Raw genomic sequence first — 12,013 nt, 5'->3', positions numbered from 1 at the left:
CCCCCCCCCCCCCCGCGCATCACAACGCTACATGCGCAAACGTCCACTTCGTGGACATTGTGCATCTCCCTTACCGTAAATCCAACCAATCACGCTGCGCCTGCGGCTTGCGTTCTTGAGGAATAGTAAAATCCCATCCGCACCTGTGAGAACTATCTGGTACGGATGGGACTCTGTCAATCGGCTGTTGGATACTGCGCTGCTCCGTCGTCGCCCCTCTGGCAGTACGCCTCCCAGAGCGCGCGGTATGTGCGCTCGACGTCCTGCATGTACGCCTTGGCGTCCATGAGCCCGGACGCCTGCAGATGCGCGCGCATCTTCCTGTGGTTCTTCGCGAGCAATTCAGGGTGGCGCGCGAGGGCGCAGGCCTTCTTCACGTACTCCATCTCATTTTCCGCGATGAGCTCAGGGAGGTCCGCCGCCGTAAGCAGGCTCGCGCCAAACCGGCTGCCGTGCGTGCGCCCCCGCAGCGTCACGACGGGCACGCCCATGTAGAGCGCCTCACAGGTCGTGAGGCCGCCCGTATAGGGCGTCGGATCGAGCGCGATGTCGATGTCCCGGTACTCCTCGAGATAGCGCTCGCTGAAGGGGCGCAGCTCGACGCGGGAGACCGGCAGGCCGAGCGCCGCGAGCCGAGCGCGCATGAGCGCACGTCCGTCCGGCACCGAGAGCGTCTTGCCCTTGAGCACGAGGCGGCTGTCCGGCAGCGCGTCGAGGATGGCCCGCCAGCAGAGCAGCGTCTCGTCGGAGAGCTTCGCGAGGTTGTTGAAGCTGCCGAACGTCACGAAGCCGTTCCTCTGGTACGGGATGTTCGCCGCCACCTCCGGCATCTCGCGCACCGCGCCGGGCGCGTAGCAGAACTGGCAGTGCGGCAGGCGGACGGGCCGCTCCGTGAACGCCTCCTCGCTCGCGCCCTGCGGCAGCGTCACGCGGTCGACGAGGAAGCCGTCCACGGCGGCGAGCCCCGTCGTCGCCACATAGCCGAGCCCTGAAAGCTGCACGGGCGCCGCGTGGTAGGCGAGGGTCGGCAGCGCGTTGTCCTGCGTATGGCCCGAGAGATCCACGAGGATGTCGATGTGATCCTCCGCGATGAGGCGCGCGGCCGTATGCGCGGAACGTCCGCGCACATCGCGCCACTGCACGGGAAAATGGCGGAGCCTGCGCGTGACCTCGTCGACCGGCCCCGTCGCGTAGACGTAGACGGAGAACGCCTCCGGCGTGAAGTCGCGCAGAAACGGCGCGAGGAAATACGCCATCGCGTGCAGGCGGAAATCACGGGAAATATAGCCGATGCGCAGGCGCTTTCCCGGCACGCGCAGGATCTGTTCCTGGCGATAGGGCTGCACGCCGCTGAGGAACGCGCCGAAGAGCGCCGCCTCCTGCCGCTTCTCCGCGTCCGGCTGCGCGCGGTAGTTGCGCATGAAAAGGTATTTGCTGTAAAGCGCCGCCGCCGCGCCCGCGTCCGGTGCGAGCGCCGCCGCCTTGTGGAGGGCGGCGGCCGCCTCCTCGGGCATGGCGGCGAGATACGCGTCATCCGCGAGGAAGAGCAGCGCGCGGTAAAGGAGCGCGCGGCGGTGGCGCGCCCATTTCTCCCGCGCCGCCGCGCCGCGCGGCTTCCCCCGCGTATATGGCAGGAGATCGCGCTCGATGTCCTGTCGCAGCACGCGCAGCCGGTCCATGGCGCCCGCGATGGCGAACGTGCGCGAGTCCGCGCCCGCGAGGACGAGGCGCGCGCGAAGATGCCCGGGCGCCTCGTCGAGCACGGCCGCGGCCCGCGCGCCTGCCGTGGCGCTGTCGCCTGCGTAGAGCGCCGCGTCCGCCTCCATCGCCTGCGCCTCGCACGCGGCCTCCGCGCCGCCGATGCCCTGCACCTCGCGCGCGCAGGCGCGCATGCCGCGCACATCGCCCTCGCGCGCGAAGCGGTCGCACGCGAGCTGCCAGTCCAGGAGTTCCTCAGACAATGCGCTCTCTCCTTCCCGCCGCTCAGACCTCCGGATGGAGCTCCGCGCCGTATTCCCGCAAAAAAATCTTCTGATATTCCTTATACGACGCGGCGAGCGGCTTTTCCTTCGGACAGTGGATGCACCAGAAGTCCTTTTCCTGATTCGGCACGACGACCTCGTAGCCGTGGCGCTGCATCTCCATGCACTCCGACGTATCGTAGAGGTGCCAGCCCGTGAAAAGATCCTCGCGCCAGCGCAGGTCGACCTGCGTCGCTATAAAGAGCCCGTCGACCGCCTCGACCGCCTGATACGCGCCCTCTGGCTCGCGGCAGTGCGAGTCGACGACGCTCTCCGGCTCGCAGGCGTGCAACACGCGCCCGTAGGTGCGCAGGCCGTCCCACCAGACGCCCGAGCGCGGCAGGCTGCGGCAGCCGATGACGCCGACCGCGCCGATGGCGGCATCGGCGAAGATTGCGAGGAGATCCGCGACGAGCCGCTTGTTCACCACGAGCGTGTCCTGGTGCAGGTAGACCTTGTACTTCGCCTCCGAGCGCATCATCGCCTCGTTGTAGCCCGCGCACATCGACGCCGCCCCATAGACGGGCAGGTACTCCGCTGTCATGCCCGCCGGCAGGTGGAGCGCCTCGAGGTAGAGGCGACACTCATCGTACCAGTGCGCATCGTTCACGCACGTGATGAACGCGACCTTGTGCGCATCGAGCGGCCGCGTCAGCTGCTCCGTCATCATGTCTCATCCTCCTCCCGCAGGGATGCGAGGAGCACGCGCTCCTCTGCGCTCGTCGCCGCCTCCTCCGCCTCCCCGAGAATCTCTCGGAGTTCCTCTCGCCGCCCTGCGGAATACGCGCGCAGGTGGCGGTAGAACCGCGCGGGATGGAACACGCTCTCCTTGATGAAATTCGCCACGTAGGCGGGAAAGAGCCCGGCCTCATCGTAAAGCGACCAAAGCGCCGCGACCTGCCGCGCCGTGTCGACGCCGTACTCGATGCGATGGAGCAGGCGCGCGAGCGCCTCTCGCTGCTCGGCTGTGTAGAACGACTTGAGGAGCGAGAGCTCCGGCATCGAACGCGCCGCATAGACGAGCCAGAACTCCGTCTCGAGATCGTCATGCGTATTCTCGAACGCCGCCGCCTGCAGGCGCGCCATCACCTCAGGCGGCGCCGCCCGCCGCTGCGCACGCATGCGCACCGCCTTATAATACGAGGCGTAGAGGAGCTTTTCAAACTCCGGCTTCGCGAAGAGCCGCGCGCAGACGCGGTAGTAGTGGCCGTCCCGGAGCTCCTCGAGCACCGACCAGTGGCGGATGTTGCGAAAGCTCGTGAGCAGCGCGCCCGTCTGCTTGATATAGCGCGAAAAACCCGCAGCGATATCCTGCGGGTTCCCCGCCTGCTCGAGCAACAAGTCGGAGATGATGTAGTCAAATGTCTCCGGCGCGAATGGCAGCGGCGCCGCGAGATAGTCGAGCGCCGTCCAGTGCACGGAGAGGCCCGCGTACTCCGATTCCTCCGGCTGCCCGCCCGCCGTCACCGCGTAGAGCGCGGCGCGCGGAAAGAGCCGCCGCAGTGCGGGCAGATAGCCGACGCTCTCCACGACGAGGATAGAGAGCGGCAGCTCCGATCCCTTCAGGAACGAAAGCAGCTCCGCCTTGATCTTCTCCGCCATGCGCGTCGCCCTCCTTTTTTCGAAACCACTGCGCCTGCCGTCATTTCTCTCAAAGCATATTATGCAGGAACGCCTGCGTCCGCGCCTCCTTCGGCGCGGCGAAGAACGCCTCCGGCCCGCCCTGCTCGACGATGACGCCGTCCGCCATGAATACCACCTGGCTCGCCGCCTCGCGCGCGAACGCCATCTCATGCGTCACGACCACCATCGTCATGTGCTCCGCCGCGAGCTCGCGCATCGTTTTCAAGACCTCGCCCGTGAGCTCCGGGTCGAGCGCGCTCGTCGGCTCGTCGAAGAGCAGGATGTCCGGCTTCATGCAGAGCGCCCGCGCGATGGCCACGCGCTGCTGCTGGCCGCCCGAGAGCTGCGCGGGGTAGTAGTCCGCCCGCGCGGAGAGTCCGACCTTCGCGAGGAGCTCCCGCGCCTCCGGCAGCACCTCCTCGCGCGGCCGCTTCTTCACATGGACGGGCGCCTCGAGCAAATTCTCGAGCACCGTCATGTGCGGGAACAAGTTGAACTGCTGGAACACCATGCCCGTGCAGCCGAGCAGGCGGCGGCACGTCGCCGCGTCCGTATACTCCACAGCGCCCGCGGGCGTCGTCGTCGCGAGCACCTCGCCCTCGATCTCCACCGAGCCCCCGCTGATCTCCTCGAGGCGGTTCATGCAGCGCAGAAGCGTGCTCTTGCCCGAGCCGGACGGGCCGATGATCGCGAGCACCTCGCCGCGGCGCACCGTGAGATCGATGCCCCGCAGCACCTCGACGCTGCCGAACGACTTCTTGATGCCGCGCATGCGGAGCATGACATCCTCATTTTGCGTATTTGCCATAATGCGCCTCCAGCTTCTTGAATCCCCAGGTCAGCACAGCCGTCATCGCGAGGTAGAACACCGCCGCCACGACGAACGGCGTCATATCGAACTCGCGCTGTACGATCGTGCGCGCGACGCGCAGCAGGTCGTTCATCGCGAGGATGTAGATGAGCGACGTATCCTTGACGAGGTTGATCGTCTCATTCGAGATCGGCGGCAGCACGATGCGGATCACCTGCGGCAGGATGATGCGCCGCATCGTCTGCCCGTACGTCATGCCGAGCGTCTTTGCCGCCTCGTACTGACCTCGCGGCACAGACTGGATGCCCGCGCGGAAGATCTCCGCGAAATACGCCGCGTAGTTCAGCGTGAACGCGAGCAGCGCCGCCGCGATATCCGGCAGCAGGATACCCACCATCGGCAGCGCGAAATAGACGAAGAGCAGCTGCAGCATCAGCGGCGTGCCGCGCATGAGCCAGATATAGAACTCCATGAACCGCGAGAGCGGCCGCAGCGGCGAGAGCCGTCCGAGCGCCGCGAGAATACCGAGCGGCAGCGCCAGCACCAGCGTGACGCAGAAGATTTCCAGCGTGACCTCCGAGCCCTCCAGCATGAGCACGACGGTATCCATCAGTTTTTCCATGATCTCTCCTTGCGGGCCTGCACGCGGCAGCCCCGAATCCCAGCGCCAGAGGCCGCCTGCGCGGCCTTTCCTGGCGCTTTAGTATAGCAAAGTATTAACTCAATTATTGTACCGAAAATATCCCCGCTTTTCAAGCGATACTTTAGGAAGCGCTGATTCATTCATGCAGCTCTTCCTTTCCCCAGTTGCCGGAGTCTGCCGGGACACCAACCTAGGCCTCCTCATCCGCAAAGCAAAACAATTGCCCAAGCACCTCCTCCAGCGTCCCCTCCTTCGCCGCGGGCAGGGTATCGAAGAGGCGGATATGATGCTTCTCTATCTCGATCTCCTCGCTGAAGCCGAGGATATAGCGCAGGCAGATGCGGTAGATGATCTCCGTCGGCGCGCAGCCGTAGACCTGACGAGAGAAGATATGATTCAGCCGCACACGCTCGTCAGGATAGAGCGCCTTGAGGCGCGGACTCTGGTAGAGGCGTCTTACGATCTCGGTCACATACATGCCAGATTTCATATAGAGGTCGGCGAACGTCGCCTCCGGATTGTCGAAGCAGCCCGGGTTCTCCCTCTCGAGCCGATCCACCATATCCCGCACCACGCGCTTCGGCGTGAAAATCTGATTCGTCTTCTGCGGCGGGATGTAGTCGAAGATATCCCCTTTCGTATCCGGAGAGAAATAGTTCGCGAGCTCCCGGCGCTTCCTCATAAACTCCTGGACTGCATCATCGAACACCACAGGATCGAAGAGATGGCCGTCGAAATGCCTTTTATGTGCCTCATCGCGGATCTCCCGCCCGCGTTCATCCTTCTCGTAGTAGTCGCCGCCGTCGCGCAGCATGCGGAACGTATCGAGCGTGACGCCCTGACCGCTCTGCGGGTTCACCGTGACCTCCCAGAACACCTCCGCGGGGACGAGCGCATCGAAATTCTCCAGCGTCGTATCTTCGTCGCCGTACGCCATGAGAAATGCGGGAATCGTCCGGGAGAAACCGCGCAGATGATCGCGGACATTCCCCTCGATACTGTCCTTCTCGCGCTCGAGCTTCTCTGTCTCGACCGTCTCGACAATCTGCTCCGCCGCCTCCTTTACCGTCTCCTCGCTGCCGAGCCGCTGCTGGATATTCGCCACCATCCGCTGATAGCTCTCCTCGCGCTTCTCTCCATACGCCGCATCGATATCGGAGACCACCTGCATCGAGGCGCCTGCCTGCTGTGCCGCCGCGATCTTTTTATCGCGCTCATGCACGAGCTGGTTATCGCGGATGACGTGATCCGCATACTCGCTGCTGACCACCTTGTCCGTCGTATCCTGGATCTTCCGCTCGAGCCGGTTCTGCGTGGACTTCCTGAGATCCTTGCCATACGCTTGCCGCGCTGTCTCCATGAGCGTACCCGCGAGCGGCTGGCTGAGCTGCTTCTTGAGCGACTCGAGATCCTCCTTGCGCGGGTCGGGGTGCCTCTCATGATCTGCCTGCACATCTGCGACCGCGTCCGTCAGCTGGTCGCTGACATCCGCATAGACCTTCTTGCCGAAAATCTCTGCCGCCGTGCCGATGACCTGCGCCTCCGACACCTCGACCTCTCCCTCGTCATTCAGGCACAGCGCATCCGCCGTATCCTCGTCGATATCCACCGCAGCCAACCCACTCGGCTCCTCGATGGCCTGCAGCCCGTTGATGATGTCGATGATCTCGCGCGGCGCACCGAAAATGCCGGAGATATTCGCAAAGAGGAAATTCGACATGAAGCCGCGCTCCACGACCTCCTTCGCGTGGATATGGCGCGGAATCGTGAGCACCGACTCCGCATCCAGCTCGATCATCGCGCCCGCGTCATCCTCGCCATAGACAGGGAAGAAATTCAACAGCTCGCGCACATGATTCCGCCGCTGGTCGAAGTCCCCCTTTTCACCGGATGTCTCGGGGATGAGATCGTTCGCGAACTGCTCGAAAATCGTCAGCGTCCGCGCGGGATCGAAATCAAACACATAGGCGTTCTGCTTGCGATAGCTATTCCCCGCCGCATCGACGAAGAGACACGGATTCTGCGCGCGGAACGCCGCCTGCATGTAGAGCGCGGGCGACGCCATATTCGAGAGCATGAGCACCGCCGTCCACTCCGGTATCGTCACGCCCGTCGTGAGCTGGCCGACCGAGAGCGTGATAGTCCGCTCATGCTGCCGGATGGCCTGCGTCACGCGGTCGAAAGACTTCTCCGTCTCGTCCTCGTCGTCGAGCCGGCCGTCGCCCGCCGCGAGGACGATCTCGTAGTCCCTGAACACCGGATGCAGCCGGAGCTTCTTCGCGAGAGCCTTCGCGCTCGCGACGCGGTTCAGCAGCCAGAACGTATGCTTTAGCTCCGCGCGCAGCTCCGGCGTAGAGAACGGGAACTTCTCCTGATGCGTGAGCGCGTCGAGGAATTTATCCACGTCCGCGTCGTGGACGAACTTCCCCGACTCATTCACCGCGAAGAACTCATTCAGATCGAACGCGTACTCCTCCTGCTCCTGATCCGCGAGCGTGATGCCCTGCGCCGCCCGCTCGCGCACCAGCTCCGACATCTGATAGGTGAAGAGCGAGAGACGCGGCAGCTTCGCATAGGGATTCTCCTGCTCGCTTGCATCGTCCCAGTCGCGCTTCTTCCGCTGCTCGTCCGCGTACGTCCAGTTATAGATGGCATTCTCCGGGAACTTGTCATTCGCGAGTGCCTTAAAAGGTGTACCGGATAGATGCAGCGTATAGCGCCGGTTGATATGCACGAACGCCGTATCCGTCTTGTACGTATCGACGCCCTCATGCGCTTCGTCGATGATGAGCAGATCCCAGGTGAGCCCATGCTCGGCGCTCACCTCCGCTAGTTTCTCATGCGTCCCGCCGAAATAAAGCGATCCCTTGAGGTCCTGCAGACTCACGAACTCGATGCAGCCCCTGACGCCCTCCTCGTCCTCCGCAGCCCGCTCGAGGAACGCCTCGCGGCTCACGACATACCGCCGGTCACGGATGCCATCGACATTGCTCACGAAGAGATACCCGCTCTGCGGGCCGAAGAACGTCTCATAGTCCTGATACCAGGAGTTCGCGATGGCGGGGCGATTCGTCACGATGAGGACATTCCTCGCCTGCATCCTGTGACAGAGGTCATAGGCAGAGAGTGTCTTGCCGAAACGCGGCTTGCAGTTCCAGAGGAACTCGCCATGCGCATGCGCGTGGAAATACGCGAGCGCCTGCGTGACTGCCGCCTCCTGCTCCTCGCGCAGCCGGTACGGGATGACCGCCGCCGCATCTGCGTCCGCGTCCGCCACCACGCCATGATTCTGCGCGAACTCGATATAGTCGCTCTTCGCCGCGTCCGGCGCGATCTCGAACCACTCCGTGCCCTCGCGCCGCGCAACGCCGAGCTTCTTCAGATACGCATGGAAATCTGTATCCTTGAAATTCCCATATGGCTCCGTCATGAACGCCGCGCGCAGATGCCACCAGAGCTTCGGCACGAGCCCTGCCGTATGCGTCTGCTCCTTGATGCGCGTCTCTACCTCGCGCTCTGTAAAGCCAATCTTCGTCCAACCCGCATTCGCCGGCACATCCGGCAGCGTATAGGCATAGCACTGCGGCGTGACCTTCGCCGTCGTCCTGATCTCGATTGCCGCCATATTATATGTCGCCTCTCTTATAAAAAACCATTATCCATCTAGCAATTTATCGTATTATGACTCCTACTTTTTTGCTCGTAGCCCATCAACACGTTTTTTCATATACTCAAATTCAGACGTTGTTATTCCAAATAATTGGCACATCTGAACATCTATATTTTTTGAAGGCTATGTCACAACAAACAGTTGATAAATAGCCATTTTTATAGGGGAGTATCAGAACTCCCCTACAAACTGTTATTTGCAGTTATCTATACTCATTTGGAATTTCGATATGAAGTGTCTCACACAATAACTTCACATCATGTGCATCATTTTCATCAAACTCGTATCCCAGATGGAACATTACTTGACTATATGGTTCAATACAGGAAACCTCTATTTCCTCAATTCTTCCTTTACCCGAAAAAGTTTCTACCGGAAAACAATCCCCATCATAAAGAATTTCACCTTCGTCCGTATATTCAAAACAATGCAAATCAATAATTCTGTTTTTCAAATCTTCCCATACAGTATGGTTCAATGTTGTATATTCCATCTTAATCTCATAAAAGCCATTAGCTTTCATTATTTCTATAAAGTTCTGATAATCGTTCTTTTCTACAAAAATGTCAATATCATTATGGGCTCTTGACTGATATCCAAGAAGAGCATCTACACCCCATCCACCATCAAGAAAGACTTTAATCTCCGCATCTATTGCAAATTGAAGAATCTGTTTTACATCTGTTATATTGACCATCTTATCATCTCCACAAATTCTAATTAGGCGACCAGAGGAACTGCTGGTCTGTTTGATAAATCTCTGCATTTAGCAGTTTTCAATGTTGCCAAAACAAAAGTTAAGAAGATGTTCCTTTTCTCCATGTCGCTTTCTTTGGCGTAATTTACAAGGTTATTCCACACAAGATAGTTGTTCAGATACTTGGTAGAAACACCGTTAAAGCCACGCATAAACCTCTTTAGCTGGCTATGGTAGCTATTGATATGTTGGATATTATAAATGCCTTTCTTGGCTTTGCCAGTCTTTAACTGCACAAGGTCAATGCCATTGGCATTTGTAAATCTCACATAGGAGTTCATCTTGTCCGTAACAAGAGTGGAATTGGTCTTAATCCTACCATCATAAATATGATGTAAATCTCTTGTAGAAACTCTACCAGTATTCGTAATCTTGGAGATAGACAAGCCATTCCTATTAACCGCACAAGGAACACATACCTTTTCTTGGGACAAGCCTCTGATATGTGTAGAATGACCACGCTTATGAGCCTTGCGTGGCATAGCAAATGTCTTACTCTTGCTATGATTGCCCTTGTACGAGATGGCGAAAAAAGTTTCGTCAGCCTCAATAATGCCGTCAAGGGTAACATCGTCTGCCATATTCTGAAGTGCATCCAAAATCTTGTGTCTCCAAAGGAATGCGGTGTTTCTGTGAATCCCACAAGCAACAGCAGTCTTACGAATGGATAAGCCATTCATCATACAATCAATGTACTGCTCCCACACGGACAAGTCTTTTCTTGTACCAGACACAATGGAGTTCGTAGCAATCACGAAGGACTTGCCACAATCCTTACATACATATCGCTGTGTGCCATCTTTACGATGACCATTGCGAACCACATGGATACAGCCACAAAGAGGGCATACACGACCATTTGCAAAGCGTTCCTTTGCTACGAAATCTTCAATATTCAAAGACTTTACAAAGGCAGGACTTAAAAGCATTGTTTTAAGGCTTTCCTGCTCTGCGACAGTCAACTTACCGATAATATCTAATGCGTCTTTGATAGTAGGCATATCCAATTACCTCCTTCGGTGGTACTGTTTCTTACTATTATTATACGCTATTTCTCGTCAAAAATCAACCATTTGTTGTGACAGAGCCTTTTTGAAAAATCAATGATTGATTCGCCTGAACGATAATTTTCTATATCCGGAACCTCTTTCCCTAACGAGGTTAATGCTTCATCTGTCAACAAAAATGTATAGCGAATGAAATATGAACTCACATACGCAAAAAAATTTTTCGCTTCGTTCCTTGTAGCAAAAGAGCGCAATGCCAATCTCGAGCGTCCAAATGCCGAATGATTATCTATGATCTCTAGCTGGTTGTCTCTCTTTTGTCCGCCTGCATTGGCGCTTGAAACTACTACCTGCCACTCTGATATATACTTCGCATTTTTAGTTATTACTTCCTTATTGGCAACGAACCATTTTGCGCGCCCTGCTTTTCCCGCTTTATCATTCGTAAACAGTTTTATTTCAGCAGCATAATCTACCGGATCCTCTTTTTCATACGTTCTTACCTTATCAGGATGTTTCTCAACGAAATCACTTTCTATTGGAAATAAGGAACGCGGCAATATACTCTCATGAAGATACCGCCAGCCATTCTTTCTCATTATCTTGTCTATCTTTTGTTCTATCGGTAAATCACGTGGATCAAGAGGTAGTAATTTATCACCTGGATTATCTACATGAACACTTGTCTGCTCTCCATTTTGAGAATAGATATACGTAAATCCTTCACCTTTCTTGCGATAATTCTTTGTCACAATGGTAATACCATCTGAAAGGCTTGCCGCATTTCCAAACAATTCACTTGCGTCAGGATAAAACACAACTGTTGAAAGGCTCTTGCTATTGATTTGTTCCTTTCCAAACGTTTTCATTCCTTTTCCGGATTGATGAATCCATCTCCCTCCGGGATAAATCAAAACAGCAGCCTTATCCGTAATTCTATCTGCGGCCTCTTGAAAATACTGAAATATATTCGTCATTGGTTTCTGTCCATTTGTTTTTGAAACACTTTCCAATGACTCTTTTTGATACGGCGGATTCCCGATCACATAATCGAACATCTTCTTGCCCATTGTCAGTCCTCCTTCGTTTTACGGCTGCACATAAAAGAGGTTTTCCATTATTGTCCATCTACAAAGCGCTATGTCGTGACGCCAGCGCAAGATTTGAGCGTGTGGTAACAGAGGGATTTCTGCCTCCGCCAATCCTTGATGCGGCAGGGGAGTGGCCTATACCCCGTTTGATGGACACTATAAACGAATGGTAAAATAAGACCATGAGGTGATGAGATAGTGTCCACGAAACAAAAGACCTATAGCAATGAATTTAAGGAAGAAGCAGTCAAGCGTGTAATGAGTGGCATTCCTGCCAGTCAAGTAGCTCGTGAGCTGGATATAAATGTAAATTCGCTTTATACCTGGAAGCAGCGGTACATGAAGCATCCCGAGCAGCCTTTTGTCGGCAGCGGGAAACTCCATAAAGAA

Annotated in this window: 10 protein-coding genes; 1 reads left to right on the top strand and 9 read right to left on the bottom strand. The window is 57.2% G+C overall.

The genetic code is table 11. The features are described from left to right. Positions 1 to 176: 176 nt before the first annotated feature. From F599_RS14420 to F599_RS0112255, 9 genes are all read right to left on the bottom strand, one after another. Positions 177 to 1,961 (bottom strand): O-linked N-acetylglucosamine transferase, SPINDLY family protein, encoded by a 1,785-nt coding sequence (locus F599_RS14420; protein WP_019543810.1) that lies wholly within the window; start codon positions 1,959 to 1,961, stop codon positions 177 to 179. A gap of 22 nt (positions 1,962 to 1,983) precedes the next feature. Further along, positions 1,984 to 2,691 (bottom strand): glycosyltransferase family protein, encoded by a 708-nt coding sequence (locus tag F599_RS0112295; protein WP_019543809.1) that lies wholly within the window; start codon positions 2,689 to 2,691, stop codon positions 1,984 to 1,986. Further along, on the bottom strand, positions 2,688 to 3,623 hold the full coding sequence (locus F599_RS0112290) for a hypothetical protein (protein WP_019543808.1): 936 nt from the start codon (positions 3,621 to 3,623) through the stop codon (positions 2,688 to 2,690). Before F599_RS0112290 ends, F599_RS0112295 begins: the two co-directional genes overlap by 4 nt. 49 nt (positions 3,624 to 3,672) lie before the next feature. Beyond that, the gene (locus F599_RS0112285) at positions 3,673 to 4,452 is read right to left on the bottom strand and encodes an amino acid ABC transporter ATP-binding protein (RefSeq protein ID WP_019543807.1); all 780 of its coding nucleotides are present in this window, start codon (positions 4,450 to 4,452) and stop codon (positions 3,673 to 3,675) included. Next, on the bottom strand, positions 4,433 to 5,077 hold the full coding sequence (locus tag F599_RS0112280) for an amino acid ABC transporter permease (protein ID WP_026327984.1): 645 nt from the start codon (positions 5,075 to 5,077) through the stop codon (positions 4,433 to 4,435). Before F599_RS0112280 ends, F599_RS0112285 begins: the two co-directional genes overlap by 20 nt. Positions 5,078 to 5,288: 211 nt before the next feature. Then, on the bottom strand, positions 5,289 to 8,723 hold the full coding sequence (locus F599_RS0112270; protein ID WP_019543804.1) for a DEAD/DEAH box helicase family protein: 3,435 nt from the start codon (positions 8,721 to 8,723) through the stop codon (positions 5,289 to 5,291). Positions 8,724 to 8,970: 247 nt separating this feature from the next. Then, positions 8,971 to 9,465 carry a lincosamide nucleotidyltransferase Lnu(C) gene (gene lnu(C) / locus F599_RS0112265; protein ID WP_019543803.1) on the bottom strand — a complete coding sequence of 165 codons (495 nt, stop codon included), beginning with the start codon at positions 9,463 to 9,465 and terminating at the stop codon, positions 8,971 to 8,973. Between the two features lie 23 nt (positions 9,466 to 9,488). After that, a complete protein-coding gene (locus F599_RS0112260; RefSeq protein ID WP_002837184.1) occupies positions 9,489 to 10,526 on the bottom strand; it encodes an IS1595-like element ISSag10 family transposase in 1,038 nt (345 codons plus the stop codon). Between the two features lie 47 nt (positions 10,527 to 10,573). Continuing rightward, positions 10,574 to 11,602, bottom strand: coding sequence for an Eco57I restriction-modification methylase domain-containing protein (locus tag F599_RS0112255; RefSeq protein WP_019543802.1), 1,029 nt, complete (start codon positions 11,600 to 11,602; stop codon positions 10,574 to 10,576). 219 nt (positions 11,603 to 11,821) lie between these two features. On the opposite strand from F599_RS0112255, the gene F599_RS15255 reads away from it, so the two are divergent. After that, the coding region (locus tag F599_RS15255; protein ID WP_169337832.1) for a transposase at positions 11,822 to 12,013 on the top strand (192 nt) is incomplete at its 3' end.

It is taken from the genome of Selenomonas bovis DSM 23594, from assembly GCF_000381005.1.
GTDB lineage: Bacteria > Bacillota > Negativicutes > Selenomonadales > Selenomonadaceae > Selenomonas_C > Selenomonas_C bovis.
Note: the sequence above shows the minus strand (reverse complement) of the source record. Positions and strands in the feature narration are given on the sequence as shown.

Coding starts and splice junctions, on each gene's coding strand:
- F599_RS0112295 (WP_019543809.1), bottom strand. CDS start 2,691: ATGATGACGGAGCAGCTGACGCGGCCGCTCGATGCGCACAAGGTCGCG.
- F599_RS0112290 (WP_019543808.1), bottom strand. CDS start 3,623: ATGGCGGAGAAGATCAAGGCGGAGCTGCTTTCGTTCCTGAAGGGATCG.
- F599_RS0112285 (WP_019543807.1), bottom strand. CDS start 4,452: ATGGCAAATACGCAAAATGAGGATGTCATGCTCCGCATGCGCGGCATC.
- F599_RS0112280 (WP_026327984.1), bottom strand. CDS start 5,077: ATGGAAAAACTGATGGATACCGTCGTGCTCATGCTGGAGGGCTCGGAG.
- F599_RS0112270 (WP_019543804.1), bottom strand. CDS start 8,723: ATGGCGGCAATCGAGATCAGGACGACGGCGAAGGTCACGCCGCAGTGC.
- F599_RS0112260 (WP_002837184.1), bottom strand. CDS start 10,526: ATGCCTACTATCAAAGACGCATTAGATATTATCGGTAAGTTGACTGTC.
- F599_RS0112255 (WP_019543802.1), bottom strand. CDS start 11,602: ATGGGCAAGAAGATGTTCGATTATGTGATCGGGAATCCGCCGTATCAA.